This window comes from Atopomonas hussainii, from assembly GCF_900109735.1.
GTDB classification, from domain to species: Bacteria; Pseudomonadota; Gammaproteobacteria; order Pseudomonadales; family Pseudomonadaceae; genus Atopomonas; species Atopomonas hussainii.
The window spans coordinates 163,254-182,581 of sequence record NZ_FOAS01000006.1 but is presented as its reverse complement, the minus strand read 5'-3'; the positions used below and the strand labels follow the sequence as shown (position 1 = coordinate 182,581).

At 58.7% G+C, this 19,328-nt stretch carries 16 protein-coding genes and 1 pseudogene; 15 read left to right on the top strand and 2 right to left on the bottom strand.

Annotated elements, in window-relative coordinates:
* Positions 1-21 precede the first annotated feature (21 nt).
* The 12 genes and pseudogenes from aspS (at position 22) to BMX80_RS07570 (ending at position 13,076) form a co-directional block, all read left to right on the top strand.
* Positions 22-1,797, top strand: a complete 1,776-nt coding sequence (aspS, locus tag BMX80_RS07625; RefSeq protein WP_074866971.1) for an aspartate--tRNA ligase — start codon at positions 22-24, stop codon at positions 1,795-1,797.
* Positions 1,798-1,965: 168 nt separating this feature from the next.
* Positions 1,966-2,718, top strand: coding sequence for a YebC/PmpR family DNA-binding transcriptional regulator (locus BMX80_RS07620; protein WP_071870410.1), 753 nt, complete (start codon positions 1,966-1,968; stop codon positions 2,716-2,718).
* Between the two features lie 231 nt (positions 2,719-2,949).
* Entirely contained in the window at positions 2,950-3,285 is a 336-nt protein-coding gene (gene fliE / locus BMX80_RS07615) for a flagellar hook-basal body complex protein FliE (protein ID WP_071870409.1), read from the top strand.
* A 16-nt stretch (positions 3,286-3,301) separates the two neighbouring features.
* Positions 3,302-5,056, top strand: coding sequence for a flagellar basal-body MS-ring/collar protein FliF (gene fliF, locus BMX80_RS07610; RefSeq protein WP_074866969.1), 1,755 nt, complete (start codon positions 3,302-3,304; stop codon positions 5,054-5,056).
* Entirely contained in the window at positions 5,049-6,071 is a 1,023-nt protein-coding gene (gene fliG, locus BMX80_RS07605; RefSeq protein ID WP_071870407.1) for a flagellar motor switch protein FliG, read from the top strand. Before fliF ends, fliG begins: the two co-directional genes overlap by 8 nt.
* 3 nt (positions 6,072-6,074) lie before the next feature.
* Positions 6,075-6,905, top strand: a pseudogene (gene fliH / locus BMX80_RS07600) (flagellar assembly protein FliH); the annotation flags it as partial.
* A gap of 355 nt (positions 6,906-7,260) precedes the next feature.
* Positions 7,261-8,631: a flagellar protein export ATPase FliI gene (fliI, locus tag BMX80_RS07595; protein ID WP_074866964.1), complete on the top strand. Its 1,371-nt coding sequence runs from the start codon at positions 7,261-7,263 to the stop codon at positions 8,629-8,631.
* Between the two features lie 5 nt (positions 8,632-8,636).
* The gene (fliJ, locus tag BMX80_RS07590) at positions 8,637-9,089 is read left to right on the top strand and encodes a flagellar export protein FliJ (protein ID WP_071870404.1); all 453 of its coding nucleotides are present in this window, start codon (positions 8,637-8,639) and stop codon (positions 9,087-9,089) included.
* A 160-nt stretch (positions 9,090-9,249) separates the two neighbouring features.
* Positions 9,250-9,555, top strand: coding sequence for an STAS domain-containing protein (locus BMX80_RS07585; RefSeq protein ID WP_071870403.1), 306 nt, complete (start codon positions 9,250-9,252; stop codon positions 9,553-9,555).
* A 9-nt stretch (positions 9,556-9,564) separates the two neighbouring features.
* Complete coding sequence (locus tag BMX80_RS07580; protein WP_074866962.1) at positions 9,565-11,253, top strand: ATP-binding SpoIIE family protein phosphatase; 1,689 nt, start codon at positions 9,565-9,567, stop codon at positions 11,251-11,253.
* Positions 11,254-11,277: 24 nt separating this feature from the next.
* Entirely contained in the window at positions 11,278-11,616 is a 339-nt protein-coding gene (locus BMX80_RS07575) for an Hpt domain-containing protein (RefSeq protein WP_074866960.1), read from the top strand.
* A 158-nt stretch (positions 11,617-11,774) separates the two neighbouring features.
* A complete protein-coding gene (locus tag BMX80_RS07570) occupies positions 11,775-13,076 on the top strand; it encodes a flagellar hook-length control protein FliK (protein WP_083394274.1) in 1,302 nt (433 codons plus the stop codon).
* 59 nt (positions 13,077-13,135) lie between these two features.
* On the opposite strand, the gene leuA is transcribed toward BMX80_RS07570, so the two are convergent.
* Complete coding sequence (gene leuA / locus BMX80_RS07565) at positions 13,136-14,797, bottom strand: 2-isopropylmalate synthase (protein WP_074867059.1); 1,662 nt, start codon at positions 14,795-14,797, stop codon at positions 13,136-13,138.
* A gap of 316 nt (positions 14,798-15,113) precedes the next feature.
* Here leuA and tusA point away from each other — a divergent pair, with 316 nt between their 5' ends.
* On the top strand, positions 15,114-15,353 hold the full coding sequence (tusA, locus tag BMX80_RS17940) for a sulfurtransferase TusA (protein ID WP_074867057.1): 240 nt from the start codon (positions 15,114-15,116) through the stop codon (positions 15,351-15,353).
* A 72-nt stretch (positions 15,354-15,425) separates the two neighbouring features.
* Positions 15,426-16,340, top strand: a complete 915-nt coding sequence (gene rarD, locus BMX80_RS07555) for an EamA family transporter RarD (protein WP_074866956.1) — start codon at positions 15,426-15,428, stop codon at positions 16,338-16,340.
* Between the two features lie 23 nt (positions 16,341-16,363).
* Here the strand turns inward: rarD and BMX80_RS07550 are convergent, their stop codons facing one another.
* On the bottom strand, positions 16,364-17,344 hold the full coding sequence (locus BMX80_RS07550) for a zinc-dependent alcohol dehydrogenase family protein (protein ID WP_074866953.1): 981 nt from the start codon (positions 17,342-17,344) through the stop codon (positions 16,364-16,366).
* 272 nt (positions 17,345-17,616) lie between these two features.
* On the opposite strand from BMX80_RS07550, the gene BMX80_RS07545 reads away from it, so the two are divergent.
* Complete coding sequence (locus BMX80_RS07545) at positions 17,617-19,290, top strand: AMP-binding protein (protein WP_074866951.1); 1,674 nt, start codon at positions 17,617-17,619, stop codon at positions 19,288-19,290.
* Positions 19,291-19,328: the final 38 nt, after the last annotated feature.

Below are 19,328 nucleotides of genomic sequence, written 5' to 3'. Positions count from 1 at the left end.
CACACGCGAGAGATTATTAAGATGATGCGCAGCCACTATTGCGGCCAACTGAATGAAAGCCTCGACGGTCAGGAAATCAGCCTGTGCGGTTGGGTACACCGTCGCCGTGACCACGGTGGGGTGATTTTCCTCGATATTCGTGACCGTGAAGGTCTGGCCCAAGTGGTGTTTGACCCCGATCGCGCTGACACCTTTGCCAAGGCCGACCGCGTGCGCAGCGAGTTCGTGGTGCAGGTTAAAGGCCGTGTGCGTCTGCGCCCAGAAGGCGCGCGCAACGCCAACATGGCGTCTGGCGCCATCGAAGTGCTGGGCTACGAGCTGACCGTGCTGAACCAAGCGGAAACTCCGCCGTTCCCGCTGGATGAGTACAGCGACGTGGGTGAAGAAACCCGCCTGCGCTACCGCTTTATCGACCTGCGCCGTCCGGAAATGGCCGCCAAGCTCAAGCTGCGTTCGCGCATCACCTCGAGCATCCGTCGTTACTTAGATGACAACGGCTTCCTCGACGTCGAAACCCCGATCCTGACCCGCGCTACCCCGGAAGGCGCACGTGACTACTTAGTGCCGAGCCGCACTCACGCCGGCAGCTTCTTTGCCCTGCCGCAGTCGCCGCAGTTGTTCAAGCAGCTGCTGATGGTGTCGGGCTTTGACCGTTACTACCAGATCGCCAAGTGCTTCCGCGATGAAGACCTGCGTGCAGACCGTCAGCCGGAATTCACCCAGATCGACATCGAAACCAGCTTCCTCGATGAAAAAGACATCATGGGTCTGACCGAGACCATGATCCGCAACCTGTTTAAGGAAGTGTTGGACGTCGAGTTCGGCGAGTTGCCGCACATGACCCTGGCTGAGGCCATGCGTCGTTTCGGTTCGGACAAGCCGGACCTGCGTATCCCGCTGGAGCTGGTCGATGTCGAAGATCAGCTCAAAGAGGTTGAATTCAAGGTATTTGCTGGTCCGGCCAACGATCCCAAGTGCCGCGTGACTGCGCTGCGCGTACCGGGCGGGGCGAGCATGCCGCGTAAGCAGATCGATGATTACACTAAGTTTGTCGGCAACTACGGTGCTAAAGGCTTGGCCTATATCAAGGTCAACGAGCGTGCCGCTGGGGTCGATGGCTTGCAGTCGCCGATCGTCAAGAACATCCCGCTGGACAACATCAATGTGATCCTTGATCGCGTGGGTGCCGTGGATGGCGACATCGTGTTCTTCGGTGCTGACAAGGCCAAGATCGTCTCCGAGGCGCTGGGTGCCCTGCGCATCAAGCTTGGCCACGATCTTAAGTTGTTCACCTGTGAGTGGGCGCCGCTGTGGGTGGTGGACTTCCCCATGTTCGAGGAAAACGACGACGGCAGTCTGACCGCCATGCACCACCCGTTTACTTCGCCAAACTGCAGCCCTGAAGAGCTCAAGGCTAATCCGGCCGGCGCTCTGTCGCGCGCTTATGACATGGTGCTCAACGGCACTGAGCTGGGCGGTGGTTCCATTCGTATCCACGACAAGAAGATGCAGCAAGCCGTGTTCGACGTGCTGGGCATCAGCGAAGACGAGCAACAAGAGAAGTTCGGCTTCCTGCTCGATGCGCTGAAGTTCGGTGCACCGCCGCACGGTGGTTTGGCCTTTGGTCTGGATCGCTTGGTGATGCTGATGACTGGCGCTAGCTCGATTCGTGAAGTGATTGCCTTCCCGAAAACTCAGAGCGCTGCCTGTGTGATGACTCAGGCGCCGGGGTTGGTAGATAACAAGGCGCTGCGTGAGTTGCACATTAAGCTGCGCGAACAGCCCAAGGCTGAGTGATAACCTGCTGCGCTTGCTCAGGCTGTGTTGGCAGGCGATTCGCAATGCTCATTTGCATTTGCAAACTGCGCTTGCTCATTACCTGCCGTCTTGCCTGAGTGGCGCTCGCAACGGTTCTCACCTCGGTGCTCAATGTGCTGAGGTTTGTTAAGAAAAACGGAGTGCGTTATGGCCGGACATTCTAAATGGGCCAACATCAAGCACCGCAAAGGCCGCCAAGATGCCAAGCGGGGCAAGATTTTTACCAAACTGATCCGCGAACTGACCGTATCTGCCAAACACGGCGGGCCAAACCCGGGCGATAACCCGCGTTTGCGTTTGGCGGTGGATAAAGCGCTGACCGCCAACATGCCGCGCGACACCATCGACCGCGCCATTGCGCGTGGCGCGGGTAATAACGAAGCCGACAACATGGTCGAGCTGAGTTACGAAGGCTACGCACCGAGCGGCGTGGCGCTGATCATCGAAGCGATGACCGACAACCGCAACCGCACCGCTGCCGAAGTGCGCCATGCCTTTAGTAAGTGTGGCGGCAATTTGGGCACCGACGGCTCAGTGGCCTATATGTTCGAGCGCAAAGGGCAGATCAGCTTTGCCGCCGGCGTGAACGAAGAAGCCCTGATGGAAGCGGCGCTGGAAGCCGGCGCTGAAGACATCGAGATGGGTGACGACGGCTCGGCTTTGGTGTCCACCAGCTTTGCTGACTTCTTAAGCGTGAATGAAGCGCTGACTGAAGCCGGCTTTAAAGGTGAAGAATCGGAAGTGGCGATGGTGCCGAACATCAGCGCGCCAGTAACTGATCTAGAGACCGCGCAGAAAGTCCTCAAGCTGATCGACATGCTGGAAGACTTGGACGACGTGCAGAACGTCTACCACAACGCCGAGATCCCCGACGAGATCATGGCGCAGCTGGACGACTAACTCGGCCAGCGGTTTACCCCGCACGTCTACAAAACCCGCTGACTCTCACCGAGTGGCGGGTTTTGTGCTTTTGGCGTGCAGCGTTTTGCTGGCGGCTTTCTGACAGCGGGTTTTTAGGCGCAATGGCTCAGATGCAGTGGCTAACGTGCTCGCGGCATGTTGGCACCGTGCTTGCTAAATACCTGCTAAGCAAACCACACGCGTCAAAAAAACGTGGTCGGAGGATCAAGCATGAGCCAGGGTGTACAGTTCAACAGACTGATGCTGGAAATGCGCGCCATGCAAATGGAGGCCATGGCCAAGCCACAGGCTAAGCCCGAAGTGGCCGAAGGTCAGGCACCAGCGCCGAGCTTTTCAGACATGCTCAGCCAAGCCGTCAACAAGGTTAACGAAACCCAGCAAGCCGCCAGCCAAATGGCTACCGCGTTTGAGATGGGTGATAAAAGCGTTGATCTGACCGACGTGATGGTGGCGTCGCAAAAGGCCAGTGTGTCGTTTCAGGCCATGACGCAGGTGCGCAACAAGCTGGTTGCCGCCTACGAAGACATCATGAAGATGCCGATTTGATCCGGAGTAATGCCTGATGGCTGCCGCAACTGAAAACGCCCCGGTCGCCAGCGCTGCTGGCCCGCTAGAAAGCAAGCCGCTGTTTGGTTTGCGCTTCTTAGAAAACCTCTCGGAGATGAGTCTGCTGCGTCAGCTCGGCCTGATGGTTGGCTTGGCGGCTAGCGTAGCGGTGGGCTTTGCCGTGGTGTTGTGGTCGCAGCAGCCGGATTACCGCCCGCTGTCGGGCAGTCTGGCCGGTGTCGATAGCGCCGAATTGCTTGAGGTGCTGACCGCTGCGGATATTGGTTTTCGCATGAACCCCGATACCGGCGTGGTGATGGTCAAATCCACCGACTACTCGCGCGCGCAAATGAAACTCGCCCAAGCCGGGGTAAAACCGCAGGACGGTTTAGTCGGCTATGAGGCCATGGACCGCGACCAGCCGCTGGGCACCAGCCAGTTTATGGAAGGCCAGCGCATGCGCCGCAGCCTAGAAGGCGAGCTCGCGCGTACCATCGGCGGTTTAACCGGCGTGAAGAGCGCACGGGTGCATTTGGCGATTCCGAAAAGCTCCGTCTTCGTGCGTGATAACCGCAAACCCAGCGCCTCGGTGCTGGTTGATCTGTATCCCGGTCGCAGCCTTGAGGCAGGGCAGGTCAGCGCCATCATCAATCTGGTCGCCAACAGCGTGCCGGAGCTGGAAAAAGCCCATGTGTCGGTGGTCGACCAAAAAGGCAATCTGCTCTCAGATCAGGAAAGCCTCGCCGGCTTGACGGTCGCCTCGCGTCAATATGATTACGAGCGTAGGGTTGAGAGCATGCTCACCCAGCGGGTGCAAAGCATCTTAGGCCCCGTGCTTGGCGACGGCCGTTTTAAGGCCGAGGTTTCGGCGGATGTCGACTTTAATAGCGTCGAATCCACCTCGGAGATGTACAACCCCGATCAGCCGGCGCTGCGCAGCGAGCAAACCCTGCAAGAAAAACGCAAAAGCAGCGACCCGGTGCAAGGCATTCCGGGAGCCTTGTCGAACCAACCACCGGGTGCGGCGCAAGCACCAGAAACCGCCGAAGGAGCCCAGCAAGCGGTCGCCCAAGCGCCGATTGATCCGGTCACTGGCCAGCCGGTGCAATTGCCACCGCCGAGCGACACCCGCGCGCAAGCTACGCGCAACTATGAGTTGGATCGCTCGATTAGCTACACCAAACAGCAGCAAGGTCGCCTGACTCGCTTGTCGGTGGCCGTGGTGGTGGATGACAAAGTCATCGTCAACCCGGAAAGCGGCGAAGTGACCCGCACGCCGTGGAAAACCGAAGACTTGGCGCGCTTTACCCGCCTTGTGCAAGACGCCGTAGGTTTCAACGCCAGCCGTGGCGATAGCGTCAGCGTGGTGAACACTCCATTCGCCACGCCCGAGCTGGAAGAAGAAGGCCTGTTTCCCTTCTGGCAGCAACCGTGGTTCTGGGACATCATCAAACAACTGCTGGGCATTATCCTGATTCTGGTCTTGGTGTATGCCGTACTGCGGCCGGTGTTCCACAACATCATTCACGGTGGCAAAGGCCACGGTGAGGGTGGCAGTGGTCGTGGTGACGACATCGACTTGGGCGATATGGCCGGGCTGTCCGGTGACCTCGCCGATGATCGCGTGAGTATCGGTGGCCGCGACGCCATCATGCTGCCCAGTCCTAGTGAGGGCTATGACGCCCAGTTAAATGCCATCAAAGGCTTGGTGGCTGAAGATCCAGGCCGTGTGGCACAGGTCGTGAAAGAGTGGATTAACGCCGATGAGTGAAGACGTCGCCCGCCCAACCGCCAAATTATCGCGCGTCGAAAAGGCCGCCATTTTGCTGCTGTCGTTAGGCGAAACCGATGCCGCGCAAGTGCTGCGGCATATGGGGCCCAAAGAAGTGCAGAAGGTCGGCGTGGCCATGTCGCACATGACCAATATCCACAAAGAGCAAGTGGAAGAGGTGATGGCCGAGTTCGTCGACGTGGTCGGCGGGCAAACCAGCTTGGGCATCGGCGCCGATGGCTATATCCGCAACATGCTTACTCAAGCCTTGGGCGAGGATAAAGCCAATAACCTAATCGACCGGATTCTGCTGGGCGGCTCAACCACCGGCCTCGACAGCCTGAAGTGGATGGAGCCGCGGGCCGTGGCCGATGTGATTCGCTACGAGCATCCGCAAATTCAAGCCATTGTGGTGGCCTACCTCGACCCCGACCAAGCGGCGGAAATTCTCGGCCAGTTCGACCCTAAAGTGCGCTTGGATATCGTCCTGCGGGTAGCAGCTTTGACCACCGTGCAGCCGGCGGCGCTGAAAGAGCTGAACTTGATTCTGGAGAAGCAATTCTCCGGCAACGCCAACTCCACGCGCACCAATATGGGCGGCGTGAAGCGTGCGGCCGACATCATGAACTTCCTCGACAGTTCGGTCGAAGGCCCGCTGATGGACTCGATCCGCGAAGTGGACGAAGACCTCTCTGGGCAGATCGAAGACCTGATGTTCGTCTTCGACAACTTGGCCGATGTCGACGACCGCGGTATTCAGGCGCTGATGCGCGAAGTGTCGTCGGATATCCTCGTGCTGGCGCTGAAAGGTGCCGACGATGCGATCAAAGAGAAAATCTTCAAGAACATGTCCAAGCGTGCTGCCGAGCTGTTGCGTGACGACCTCGAGGCCAAAGGCCCGGTCAAGGTCAGCGAAGTGGAAGGCGCGCAGAAGGAAATCCTCACCATTGCCCGCCGTATGGCCGAATCGGGCGAAATTGTTCTGGGCGGCAAGGGTGGCGAGGAGATGATCTAAACCATGGCCAAGCAAGCATCAGAGCTGTTGCGTGGGGAGGATGTCGGCAGCTTCGGGTTGTGGAGCCTGCCCAGCTTTGATGACGCCCCAGGCCATGTGGTGGAGGTCGATCACGAAGAGGCCGCGCAAAGCGCAGAGGCCGGCGCTGAGAAAAGCAGCAGCGCCAGTGAATCTGCCGATGAGGCTGTGCACAGCCACAGCGAAGAGCTTGACGAAGCGCCGCAGCCGCTGACCTTAGAACAGCTCGAAGAAATCTCCCAAGAGGCTTATCAAGAAGGCTACAACGCCGGCGAGGTAGACGGCTATGCCGCCGGGCAAGCCAAAGCCGAGGCTGAGTATCAGCAGCGATTAGCCGATATGGAGCAGCGTTTAGAGTTGCTCATGCAGCAATTGTTGGCGCCCATCGCCGAGCAAGATCAGGCTATCGAGCAGGCGCTACTGAGTACGGTAAAACAGGTCAGCGAGGCGGTGATTCGTCGCGAGCTGACAACCGACTCTAGCCAGATCGCGCATGTACTACGTGAGGCGCTCAAAGCGCTGCCGATGGGCGCGGAGCATGTGCGTATCTACCTGAATCCGCAGGACATGGACACCATCAAGGCCCTGCGCGCACGGCATGACGAGCAATGGAAACTGCTCGAAGACGACACCTTGCTACCCGGCGGCTGCCGCATTGAAGCCGGGCATAGCTTGATTGACGCCAGTGTCGATCGTCGTCTTGAGCAGATCATGCTGCAGCTCGACCAACAAGCGCAGGCGCAACAAGCGCACCCTGCCGAGCCCGATGTGCAGATTGATCTGGATGATTTGCCGCCGGCGCCGGTACCGGCACCAGCGGCTGAGCAAACCGCGCAAGCGGCGCCCAATGCGCCTGAGGCCACGGAAGAATTGGCAGAGGAAGCAGTCTTAGACGCGCCGCCAGCTGAGTCGACAAGTGCAGCGGCAGAGCAGGTCGCAGCTGAAGAAAGCTTGCCTGAATCGGCGCTAGACGAGCCAACGCCGGGTGCGGCGCTGGAGGCTGGCGCAGCAGCACCGCAGGGCGAGGCAGAAGAAATAGACGCAACAGAACAAACAGCAGAAGCACAACAACTGGCTGACGGCGAAGAACGTAACGAGCAGGCCGATGGCCTCGCGCAAGCGCTGCGCGAGCAAGGCGCGGCTACTGAAAACCAGCCGGCAGACGATAACGATGAAGATTGAGCGGCTTAGCTTCGCTAAACGCTTAAGCGGCTACAGCGAAGCGGCCAAGCTCAGTGAGCGCCCAGCCGTGGCCGGGCGGCTGATTCGTATGGTCGGCTTAACCCTAGAAGCTGAAGGCCTACGCGCCTCCGTTGGCAGCCGCTGCCGGGTGATCAGTGAAGAAGCCAGTGGCAGCACAGAAGTAGAAGCCGAAGTCATGGGCTTTGCTGGCGACAAACTGTACCTGATGCCGGTGGGCTCGCTGGCCGGCATTGCGCCGGGCGCGCGCGTGGTGCCCTTGCCGGATGCCGGGCGTCTGCCGATGGGTAAAGGCATGCTGGGCCGTGTACTGGATGGCATTGGCCGACCGCTGGACGGCCTGCCGCCGTTTGCCGCCGAAGACTGGCTAAGCCTTGATGCCCCCTTGATTAACCCCTTGGCCCGCCAGCCGATTCATGAGCCTTTAGATGTCGGCATTCGGGCCATTAACGGTTTATTGACGGTCGGTCGTGGGCAGCGGATTGGTTTGTTCGCTGGCTCCGGCGTGGGTAAAAGCGTGCTGCTGGGCATGATGACCCGCTTTACCGAGGCCGAAGTGATTGTGGTGGGCTTGATCGGTGAGCGTGGTCGCGAGGTTAAAGAGTTCATCGAACACACCTTAGGTGCCGCCGGTTTGTCGCGTGCCGTGGTGGTCGCGTCACCAGCGGATGATGCGCCGTTGATGCGCTTACGTGCCGCCATGTATTGCACGCGAGTCGCTGAATATTTTCGCGATCAGGGCAAAAACGTCTTGTTGCTGATGGATTCACTCACCCGTTATGCCCAAGCCCAGCGCGAAATTGCCTTGGCCATCGGCGAGCCACCAGCCACTAAGGGTTATCCGCCGTCGGTGTTTGCGAAAATTCCCCAGTTGGTTGAGCGTGCCGGTAACGGTGCTGAGGGCGGTGGTTCGATTACCGCGTTTTATACCGTTCTGTCTGAAGGGGACGACCAACAAGACCCGATTGCCGATGCCACGCGCGCCATCTTGGATGGCCACTTTGTGTTGTCGCGGCGTTTGGCAGAAGAGGGGCATTACCCGGCGATTGATATCGAGGCCTCAATCAGCCGCGTGATGCCGCTGGTGGTTAGCCCGGAGCACTTGCAGCAGGCGCAGCGCTTCAAGCAAATGTGGTCGCGCTATCAGCAAAGCCGCGATTTGATCAGCGTGGGTGCTTATGTGCCGGGCGGCGATCCGGAAACCGACTTAGCCATTGCCCGCCAAGGCCTGATGAAGCAGTACCTGCACCAGGGCTTGAATAACAGCCATGGCTTTGCCGACAGCGTGGCGCCGCTGGGGCCGTTGTTTGCTGCGCCGGGCCAGCAGCCCGGTAACGGTTAACCCGCATGGCCGACGCGCGTATTCAGCGCTTAATGCCAGCGGTCATGCTGGCAGAAAAGGCCGAACGCGAGGCCGCACGCGTGCTGGGGCAATGCCAGCAGCAGCTGCAAGGCGCGCTGAATAAGCTCGAAGAACTGGAACAATACCGCGGCGAGTATCAAGCCAACTGGCTGGAGAGTGGCCGCAAGGGCGTGAGCGCCGACTGGATTCAGCGCTACCAGCGCTTTCTGGCCCAGCTGGATACCGCCATCATGCAACAGCAGCAGGTTGTTAGCCTGCGCCGTAACCATCAAGAAAAAGCCGCGCTGCAATGGCGTGCGCGGCAGGGTCGTCTTGAGGCCTTGCGTAAGGTTATCGAACGTTACCGTGCCGAAGCGGCCCACAAAGGCGCATTGGCCGAGCAGAAACAGTTGGATGAGCTAGTGGCCCGCAGCCATTGGCGTAATCGCCAGCCCTGAGGCAGAGCAAGGGTTAAAATCGCTGTTTTACGGCCAATAAGTTGTCTGATGCGCTTGCCCCTGCTACATCTTTTAAGGGATTCTTGCTTAAGCGGCAGTGCTCTAAGACTGCGCTCGCCTGTCTTTCGCAACGATAAAAACAACATGTTGAGGACGTTCCATGCCCATATCATCAATCGCCTCCGCCGATGGCCAAGAGCTGACCATCAGTATCCAGGGGCGCTTTGACTTCGGTGCGCATCAGGAGTTTCGTGATGCCTATGAGAAGGTGGCGGTAACCCCGAAAAGCTATGTCATTGACATGAAGGGTGCGACCTATCTCGACAGTTCGGCACTGGGTATGCTGCTGTTGTTGCGTGATCATGCCGGTGGCGACAATGCCCGCATTCGCTTGCTCAATTGCAATAGTGATGTGCGCAAGATTCTCTCTATCTCTAATTTCGAGCAGCTGTTCCAGATCGGCTGATTACTTGCCATGTCTGAGGCCTGCACGGTTCTGATTGCCGAAGATAACGCTGCAGACCGCCTGCTGCTGTCCACTATTGTGTCTAAGCAAGGCCACCGCGTATTGGTGGCCGGCAATGGTGCCGAAGCCGTAGAACTGTTCCAGCAAGAGCGCCCGCAGTTGGTGCTGATGGACGCCTTGATGCCGGTGATGGATGGCTTCGAGGCCACCCGGCAGATAAAACAACTGGCCGGCGACGAACTGGTCCCGGTGATTTTTCTCACTTCGTTAAGCGAAACCGAAGCGTTAGTGCGCGCCTTGGATGCTGGCGGTGACGACTTTCTCTCCAAGCCCTACAACAAGGTGATCTTGCAGGCCAAGCTCGGCGCCATGCTGCGTATGCGCGCCTTGCACAGCACTGTGCTGCAGCAGCGCGATTTGATCGTTAAGCACAACGAGCATCTGCTCACCGAGCAGCGCGTCGCCAAGGCGGTGTTCGACCGCATTGCCCACGCCGGCTGTTTGCACGCGCCGAATATTCGTTACTTACAATCGCCGTTTGCCTTGTTTAACGGCGATTTGTTGCTCGCCGCGTTTACTCCCTCCGGCGGGATGAATATTTTCTTGGGCGACTTTACCGGCCACGGCTTGCCGGCTGCCGTGGGCGCCATGCCGCTGGCCGAAGTGTTCTACGGCATGACCGCCAAGGGCTTTTCGATTGCCGATGTGCTGCGCGAGATGAACCAAAAGCTCAAGCGCATCTTGCCGGTTGGGGTGTTTTGCTGCGCAACGCTACTGCATTTGAACTTGCACCAACGGGTGTTGGAAGTCTGGAATGGCGGCCTGCCAGCCGGGGTGTTACGGCGCAAGCGTGACGGTACGCAGCATGCGTTGATATCGCGCAATTTGCCGTTAGGGATTGTCGAGGCGGAGCGCTTTAACGATCACTGCGAAGTGTTCGCCATCGAAGAAGGCGACCGCATTTTGCTGTGGTCCGACGGCGTGCCTGAGTGCAGCAATGTGCAGGGGGAAATGTTTGGTGAAGAGCGCCTGCGTGAGCTAATCGCCGCATCACGGCATGAGAACCTTTACGACAGCGTGCGTGATGGCTTGCAGGCATTCTCCGGCGAGCAACAAGACGATATGAGCTTGGTGGAAATCGCCGTTGTCGATGAGGCCAGCTTGCCACGGCAAAGCATGCCAGTGTCTGGCAGCACCAAACAAAGCCCGCTGGATTGGTCGGCCAGTTTTGATTTTCGCGCCAGTACCTTGCAGGCGTTTAATCCGCTGCCATTTCTGATGCAGTGGTTGCTTGAGGTGCAGGAGCTGCGCCCCTTGGCCGGTACTTTGCACACCATTCTTACCGAGGTGTTCTCCAATGCGCTGGAGCACGGTGTGCTGGGGCTGGACTCGGCGCTCAAGGCCGACGCCAATGGCTTTGCCGCCTATTACCACGAGCGTCAGCAGCGCTTAGAGCAGCTGAAAGAAGGCTGGGTGCGCTTGTCGTTTGATCACCGCCCCGATCAGCAAGGCGGCGCCTTAACCATTCGAGTCAGTGACAGTGGCGGCGGCATACCGCAGCATGTGCTGCAAATGAACACACCGTCGACGCCTTTTTCTGGGCGCGGCTTACGCCTGTTACACGAGCTGGCCGATCAGTGCTGGCGTGAAGAGGGCGATGGCAGTTTGAATATTCGCGTACGTTGGCAGCATGAATAACTTTGGCAGAGGAGTAAGGCCATTATGAGTGAACCCCGCTTGGACGAGTCGGTGTTGATGTCACTTAAAGAAGTCATGGAAGACGAGTACCCGCTGCTGTTGGAGACCTTCTTGTGCGACTCCCAAGAGCGCATTCGCTTGTTGCAACAAGCCATTGCCAATGAGGATGCGCCGGCCGTGCGCAATGCTGCGCATAGCTTTAAAGGCAGCTGCAGCAATATGGGCGCGGCGTTGTTGGCCGGGTTTTGTAAGCAACTCGAAGAAGCTGGGCGCACTGCGCAACTTGCACAAGCGCCGGCGCTGCTGAGCGCGATTGAGGCTGAGTTCGCTGCTGTGCGCGAACTGATGCAGGCCCCGCACTGAGCGGCAAGGCAGTCTTGCCGCTGGCGGCAAGGGCTCGCCGAAAGGCTTCTTTTTTCTGTCTAAAATATAGCTAACTATCTGATTTTAAAGATTTTATGTGTTTTGGCCTGAGGTTTGCTTTAACAGGGTGACTAACCCCGTAGCGGAGACTTAAGGCTATGTCTGTCGCCCCTGATATTTTGCTTAACATGAAGCCGGCTGAGGTCAGTCCTCCGCCGCGCGCTGCTCAACGCTCATCGTCTGAGCCCGGCGCTTTCTCTAAGGTGTATGCCAAAGAGAAAAGTGGCCAAGAGCAGGCAGTAAAAAAACCAGATAGCAGCCGGCCAGAAAAGCCCACGGCTAGCAATGCCAGTAAGGACACAACGCCCAGTCAGGCCACGGGCAAGGCCGAGCAAAGCACTGAGCCAACTAGCAGCGAAACGGAAACAAGCGCGAGCACCACGGGCATGACGCCAACGCCGGTGGTCGACCCTGTGGCGCTCTTGGCGCAGCTGCCGGATGACCTGCAGTTAGAGCCGGAGCTTGCCGAGGAGCTGCAAGCTATCTTAAGCGCCGACGAGGTAGACCCAGCAGCGTTAGCGGCATTCATGCAAAAGCTCTCGCCGCAGCAGCAAAATGCGTTGCTGCCGCTTGTGCAGCAGTTTGCTGAGCAAAGCGTCAATGTGTTGCAGCTACCGGGTTTACGCTTAACCGACGACAGCCAAACCCTTAAAGACGCCCTTAAGCAACAGGTGCAAGCGCAAGTGCAGGGTAATAGCCCGCAACAAGCCGTGGCGCAGAGCGTGCAACCCAGCACAGCGTTGGCCAGCTTGATGGATTTATCCCCCGAGCAAGATACGCCCCTGGATAAGCTCAGCTTTGCGCAAGCCTTAGGCGACATGGGCGAAGCGCAAGCTGAGGTGGTGCCCGAGGTCAAAGCCGATGTGTTGTCCTCACGCATCTCGAGCCTCAATGCGCTGCTTGCCGGTCAAGCGCAAGTTAATAACCGTGGCGCTTTGCCGCAGGTGCCGGGCGCGGCAGTGGCGATTCAGCAGGCCGGCGCTAGCGAGGCTTTGGTCAATAAAGTCATGTGGTTGTCGAGCCAGAACCTTAAGTCGGCGGAGCTGCATCTGGATCCGGCCGAGCTGGGTAAGTTGGAGATTCGCATCAACTTAGATGGCAAAGACCAAGCGCAAGTGACCTTCACCAGCCCCAATGCTTCGGTGCGCGAAGCGCTGGAAGGGCAAGTGCATCGCCTACGGGAAATGCTCGCCAGCCAAGGGATGAACTTGGTGGATGTGAATGTTTCGGGCCATTCGCAGCGTGAGCAATCCGCGCAAGGCCAAGGGCAGGGCGGACGTGGCGAGCGTAATGACGGCTTGTTAGCCAGCGCTAGCGATGAATCAGGCCTCGGTGCCGTGGCAGCCGCCAGCAGTGCGCGGGTGACGCAGGGCTTAGGCTTAGTCGACTACTACGCCTAAAACAAAAAAGCCCCGCCGACTAAAGCAAGTCGGCGGGGCTTTTTACTTTACGGCAGGTATTAGGCGCTTTGCGCTTGCTGGTGCAGCAGCTGGCTGTGCGCTAACGCATTGAGTACTGCCGACAGCGCTGCAGCAGTGCTGTCTTCACCTTCGGCGTAGCCGTAGTAGTCTTTTGCGGCAACCTTGATCGCCATGTAGACCACGGCACGGGCATCACTGCCTTTGCCTAAGGCATGTTCGTCAAACTGTTGAATCACCACGCTTTGGCCGATGTGTTGCCCCAGCGCTTGGCTGAAGGCATCCAGCGGGCCATTGCCTTTGCCGTGTAGCAGCAGGTCTTGGCCGTCGCTGTGCAAGGTGGCTTGCAAGCCCTGTTGGTCATCCCAGCGCAGGTGCTTGATGCTGTGCGCATTGGTGGCGCCAAACGAGGCTTGTAAACAGGCGTGAATATGCTCGCCACGCAGCTCGCCGCCGGCGCGCTCGGCCGCTTGCTGCACCAGCGGGCTTAACGCCAGTTGCAGATAACGCGGCAGATGCAGGTCGTATTCACGCTGCAGAATAAACGCCGCGCCGCCTTTGCCCGACTGGCTGTTAACGCGAATCACCGCTTGGTAATCGCGGCCCAAGTCGGTGGGGTCGATCGGCAGGTAAGCTACTTGCCACAGCTCGTCGTCACTCTGGCGGCGCTGCAAGCACTTGTTAATGGCATCTTGGTGGCTGCCCGAGAAGGCGGTAAACACCAATTCGCCGACCCACGGATGACGCGGGTGCACCGGCAATTGGGTGCAGGCCTCGACGGTGCGGATAATCTCGTCGGCATCGGCCAAGTTCAGCTCAGGGTCAATGCCTTGGCTGTACAGATTCATCGCCATGGTGACCAAATCCATATTGCCGGTGCGCTCGCCATTGCCCAGCAAGGTGCCTTCAATGCGGTCGGCACCGGCCAACAGGGCCAGCTCAGCCGCCGCTACGGCGCAGCCACGGTCATTATGGGTATGGATGGAAATATCGATGTGCTCGCGGTAGCGAATGTGCCGGCAAACGTATTCCACCTGATCGGCGAACACGTTGGGCGTGGTCATTTCTACCGTGGCAGGCAAGTTGATAATGCAGCGCTGGCTGGCAGAGGGCTGCCACTCATCCAGCACGGCATTGCACACTTCAACCGCGTAATCCGGTTCGGTGCCGCTAAAGCTTTCTGGGCTGTATTGGAAAATCCACTCGGTAGCCGGGTTTTGTGCGGCGTATTCACGCACCCAGCGCGCGCCTTGCACGGCCATATCGCGGATGCCGGCTTTATCTTGCTGAAAGACTTGCTCGCGTTGCACCGTGCTGGTGGAGTTGTACACATGCACCACCGCACGCTTAACGCCATGCAGGGCTTCGTAGGTGCGGGCAATCAAATGCTCGCGGGCCTGGGTCAGCACCTGAATGGTTACGTCATCGGGGATGCGGTTCTGTTCGATCAGCTGGCGAACAAAATCAAAATCCGGCTGGCTGGCTGACGGAAAACCCACCTCGATTTCTTTGAAACCGAGCTTAACCAGCAGGTCGAACAGGCGTTGTTTTTGCGCCACGTCCATGGGCTCCAGCAGCGCCTGATTACCATCGCGTAGGTCAACGGCACACCAGATCGGCGCACGGCTGATACGTTGATTCGGCCACGTGCGGTCGCTCAACTGAATGGGATGGTAGCGGGGGTACTTGCAGGCATTGAACATGGCTAGGCTCTCGTGGTGGTGCGCTTTGCGGTTGGCCTTAAGCGGATGACAAGGCAGCGGATAGCTGCGGAGCATCAAGGTCGGGGCCGCTTGTGGCGGCCCCTAGTACCAAAGCGGTGTGAGCTTCGATGGGTTGAAAGTCTATGCTTTTGGCTGGGCTTTATTGTTGCGAATGTTGTTGGTGTTGGTGCTGCTGTTTTTTGTTTATTGCGTATTTTTTCTATTTTGTAAAATTTTATGCTTTTACATCTGTTGGCGGCTAAGCGCAGCGGCTTGTGCGACAATAACCGCGCTGTTTTTTGCGCAGGATGTTGTCGTGGATAACCCGGATATGATTTTTGATGCCAGCGGCTTGATGTGTCCTGAGCCGGTGATGCTGCTGCATGGCAAAGTGCGTGAGTTACCCGCTGGCGGTTTGCTGAAAGTGATCGCTACCGACCCGTCGACACGCCGGGACATTCCCAAGTTTTGTCATTTCCTCGGTTACGAGTTGCTTGAGCAGCGCGAGGATAAAGGCAGCTACCTGTATTGGATTCGTAAATCCGCTTCGGCTTAAAGGCCACGTTGGCACTGTCGTCCAGCCTCTCGACGACTATTCTCCACGGGGTAACCATCGCGAGGCATAAGCATGGCTCCTTTATCCGGGCAAGGCGTGTTGTGGTCGGTGCTGGCGTCGTGCCTGTTTGCCTTGATTCCCGCGTATGTGTTTTGGCTGGCGCCGTTAGACGGGCAAGCCATTTTGGCTTGGCGCGTGGTCGGAACATTGCCTGCGGTGTTGCTCTTGGTGGTGTGGTGCCAGCGAGTAGCTGAGCTGCTCGGCGAGCTACGCCGCGTGCTGCGCGAGCCCTGGCGCCTGCTGTTGATTGCGCTGGCAACCGCTTTGATGGCGGTGCAGTGGTGGCTGTTTTTGTGGGCGCCGCTACAGGGGCAAACGCTGGAAATGTCGCTGGGTTATTTCTTGTTGCCGCTGACCATGGTGCTGGCCGGGCGGGTGTTTTATGGCGAGCGCTTACGGCCTTTGCAGCGTATTGCGGTGTGGGTGGCCTTGGTTGGCGTAGTGCATGAACTCTGGCTGACGCAGGCGTTTTCTTGGGTGACCTTGCTGGTGGCCTTGGGTTATCCGCCGTATTTCATGCTGCGTCGCCACTTGCAGTTACAGCCTTTGGTGGGCCTGACCTTGGAAATGCTGTTGCTCATTCCGCTAGCACTGGCTTACTTGCTGTGGCTGCCGGATATGGCGCAGGTTTTGTTGAGTAAGCCTGCGTTGTGGCTCTTGCTACCAGGGTTGGGCGTGCTCAGTGCCGCCGCGTTTGTGCTTTACCTGAGCGCCAGCCGCTTACTGCCGTTTGGCCTGTTTGGCATCTTGAGTTATGTCGAGCCAGTGTTGCTGTTTTTGTTGGCGTGGCTGTGGTTGGGCGAGAGCCTGAGCTGGCAAAGCTTGTTGACCTACGGGCCGATTTGGTTAGCGGTGCTCATCAGTGTTGCCGACAGCTTGTTTGTGTTGCGCCGTCAGCGGCAGATCAATCCAGCAGCGCCCGTCTAAGCAGGCGGGCGCTGCTGATGTGCTTAGTGAGGGGTGACGAGGATTTTTCCCTCACGCTCACCCGCCGCCGCTGCGGCCACCGCGTCTTTGATCTGCTCCAGCGGGTAGCAGGCATGAATGCGGCTGACCAGCTTACCGCTGGCAATCAGCCCGGTTAGCTCGCCAAACACTTTCATCTGCTCGGCTTGGCTGGCCTTTTGGAACCACTGTGCCAACCAGAAGCCTTTTAAGGTCACATCGCGGAACACAAACGACGCTGGCGACACTTGGCAGGGCTCGCCACTCATCATGCCGTAGTTAACCAATACACCGCCTTGTGTGAGTGACGCTGCCAAATGGTCGGTAGCGGCACCACCCACGGCATCAATACCCAGCTTGATCGCTGCCTTGCCGGTGGCTTGGGCTACGCGCTTGGGCAGGTCTGGGCCATCGACCAACACCACGTCGGCGCCTTGCGCTTCTACCGCAGCCACAGCGCTGTCGCGGCGCACGACGTTGACGGTTTTCAGTCCTTTGATTTTCGCCAGTTGGATCAGGTAACCACCGACGGCAGAGTTCGCCGCGTTCTGGATCACCCAGTCGCCGGGCTGTAAGTCGACAAACTCATTGAGCATCAGTAGCGCGGTGGGCGGGTTGATGGTCATCATCGCCAGCTGTTTGGCATCGCCAGCGGGCAGGGGGATCAACTGCTTAGCCTCGGCCTGCAACTGGCTCACCCAAGTACCGGAACCCACCGGCAGCAGGACGGTTTGCCCGACTTTCAGGTGTGTTACTTCGCTGCCCAGCTCGGTCACTTCGCCGACCCCTTCGTTGCCGCCAATCGCCGGCAGCGGCGGCAGCATGCCGTATTGCCCGGTGAGGGTTAGCACATCAGAAGGGTTGATCGGGCTGGCCAAGACTTTGACCCGTGCCTGCGTGGCGCCTAAGGCTGGCAGTTGCAGGGGCACGGCGCTGATAACGTCTTGTGGTACGGGCCCGCGCTGTTGGTATTCGGCTTTCAACATGACAGTGATTCCTTGCAGTGAACAGCAAAGCACTGAGTGTAGGTGCAGACGGGCAAAGGCGGGCGGCAGGGTGATTATTTGTCTGGGTGATAATGTGTTTGTCACCCAAAGGGGTGAGTTCAGGCAAAAAAGATCTCAGAGAAATCAGATGCTTAGCCAAAGCGCAGGGATTTTGGTCATTATTTGGCCGATATAGCCGTTGTTGCGGCTGGCGCTTCGTGGAATATTGACCAAGCACTTGCTTGGTTAATAACAACAATACGGAGCGGATCATGTCTGATCAGCCTTTACTTCCCTTGCAGGCTTTTGCACAGCGTTTGGCGGAGATGCCTGAGCAGGTTTATCTCACCCAGCCGCACCCGGGGGGGCGCTTAGAAACCCTGACGTGGCGTCAGGTCGATGACCAAGTCAGGCGCGCTGCCGCCTGGCTAAACAGCTTGGCGCTGCCGCAGGGCAGCCGCATCGCCATCATCTCGAAAAACTGCGCGCACTGGCTGATCGCTGACTTGGCGATCTGGATGGCCGGGCATGTTTCGGTGCCGCTGTATCCCAACCTCACCGCCGACTCGGTGCGCCAAGTGTTGGAGCACGCTGAGGTGCAGCTGGCGTTTGTCGGCAAGCTGGATGCGTGGCCCAGCATGGCTCCGGGCGTGCCGGAAGGGGTGACCACAGTGGCCTTGCCGCTATGCCCGGAAGGCGCGTTCGACCGCACCTGGCAAGACCTGCAAAGCACGCCACCGTTCACCGGAGTGGCGCCGTGTCAGGCCGAGCACTTGGCTACGCTGATTTACACCTCCGGCACCACCGGCACGCCCAAAGGGGTGATGCATAACTTCGCCAACTTTGCCTTCACCGGCACGCACGCGGTGGCGTTGTTCGACGTGAATCCGGCGGATCGGGTGTTGTCGTATCTGCCCTTGTCGCACGTGGCTGAGCGGGTGTTTGTCGAGCTGGCGTCGCTGTATTCCGGCCAGCAAGTGTTTTTTGCCGAGAGCTTGGAAACCTTCCTAAGTGATTTGCAGCGCGCGCGGCCGACGGTGTTTTTCGGCGTGCCGCGGATCTGGACCAAGTTTCAGATGGGCGTGTTCGACAAGTTGCCGGCGCGCAAGCTCAATGTGCTGCTCAGCGTGCCTCTGCTGGGCGGTGTGCTGAAACGCAAAATTTTGGCCGGCCTTGGTCTGGACAGCGTGCGCTATGCGGTGTCTGGCGCCGCGCCATTACCCGAGCCGCTGCAACAGTGGTACGCCAAGCTGGGCCTGAATGTGATTGAGGCGTACGGTATGACCGAGAACTGCGGCTATTCGCATATCGGCCGCCCAGAAAGCCTGCAACAAGGCTGGATTGGCCCGGCTAACCCCGGCGTGACGGTACGCATCAGCGAGCTGGGTGAGGTGCAGGTACACAGTGGCGCCACCATGCTGGGCTACTACAAAGACCCCGAGCGCACGGCAGAAACCCTCACCGAGGACGGCTACCTGCGCACCGGCGACAAAGGCGAGCAGAACGCACAGGGCTGGCTACGGCTGACCGGGCGCATCAAAGACATCTTCAAAACCAGCAAAGGTAAATATGTCGCGCCAGCGCCAATCGAAAACCGCTTAGCCGCGCACGAGCGCTTAGAGCAAGTGTGCGTTGCTGGTGACAACCTGCCCTCGGCATTGGGCTTGTGCGTGCTGTCCGACAGCGGCCGCGAACAAGCGCGCAGCGAAGAGGGCCGCAAATCCCTTGCCCAGAGCCTTGAGCAACTGCTGCATGCCACCAACGCCCAGCTGGATAAACACGAACAACTGCATGCGCTGGTGGTGGTGGGCGATGCCTGGGCGGTAGAAAACGGCTTTCTCACCCCCACGTTAAAGATTAAACGCAACGTGGTGGAAGAGGCCTACCGCAAGCACTTCGAACACTGGATGGCGCAGCCGCACAAAGTGCAATGGCATATGCCGTGAGGTGGTGAGTCGCTCGGGTGGGCCTAGCGGCCAGCCTG

Excerpts from the sequence above, each read along its gene's own strand:
- aspS (WP_074866971.1), top strand. The coding sequence starts at position 22 with ATGATGCGCAGCCACTATTGCGGCCAACTGAATGAAAGCCTCGACGGT.
- BMX80_RS07620 (WP_071870410.1), top strand. The coding sequence starts at position 1,966 with ATGGCCGGACATTCTAAATGGGCCAACATCAAGCACCGCAAAGGCCGC.
- fliE (WP_071870409.1), top strand. The coding sequence starts at position 2,950 with ATGAGCCAGGGTGTACAGTTCAACAGACTGATGCTGGAAATGCGCGCC.
- fliF (WP_074866969.1), top strand. The coding sequence starts at position 3,302 with ATGGCTGCCGCAACTGAAAACGCCCCGGTCGCCAGCGCTGCTGGCCCG.
- fliG (WP_071870407.1), top strand. The coding sequence starts at position 5,049 with ATGAGTGAAGACGTCGCCCGCCCAACCGCCAAATTATCGCGCGTCGAA.
- fliI (WP_074866964.1), top strand. The coding sequence starts at position 7,261 with ATGAAGATTGAGCGGCTTAGCTTCGCTAAACGCTTAAGCGGCTACAGC.
- fliJ (WP_071870404.1), top strand. The coding sequence starts at position 8,637 with ATGGCCGACGCGCGTATTCAGCGCTTAATGCCAGCGGTCATGCTGGCA.
- BMX80_RS07585 (WP_071870403.1), top strand. The coding sequence starts at position 9,250 with ATGCCCATATCATCAATCGCCTCCGCCGATGGCCAAGAGCTGACCATC.
- BMX80_RS07580 (WP_074866962.1), top strand. The coding sequence starts at position 9,565 with ATGTCTGAGGCCTGCACGGTTCTGATTGCCGAAGATAACGCTGCAGAC.
- BMX80_RS07575 (WP_074866960.1), top strand. The coding sequence starts at position 11,278 with ATGAGTGAACCCCGCTTGGACGAGTCGGTGTTGATGTCACTTAAAGAA.
- BMX80_RS07570 (WP_083394274.1), top strand. The coding sequence starts at position 11,775 with ATGTCTGTCGCCCCTGATATTTTGCTTAACATGAAGCCGGCTGAGGTC.
- leuA (WP_074867059.1), bottom strand. The coding sequence starts at position 14,797 with ATGTTCAATGCCTGCAAGTACCCCCGCTACCATCCCATTCAGTTGAGC.
- rarD (WP_074866956.1), top strand. The coding sequence starts at position 15,426 with ATGGCTCCTTTATCCGGGCAAGGCGTGTTGTGGTCGGTGCTGGCGTCG.
- BMX80_RS07550 (WP_074866953.1), bottom strand. The coding sequence starts at position 17,344 with ATGTTGAAAGCCGAATACCAACAGCGCGGGCCCGTACCACAAGACGTT.
- BMX80_RS07545 (WP_074866951.1), top strand. The coding sequence starts at position 17,617 with ATGTCTGATCAGCCTTTACTTCCCTTGCAGGCTTTTGCACAGCGTTTG.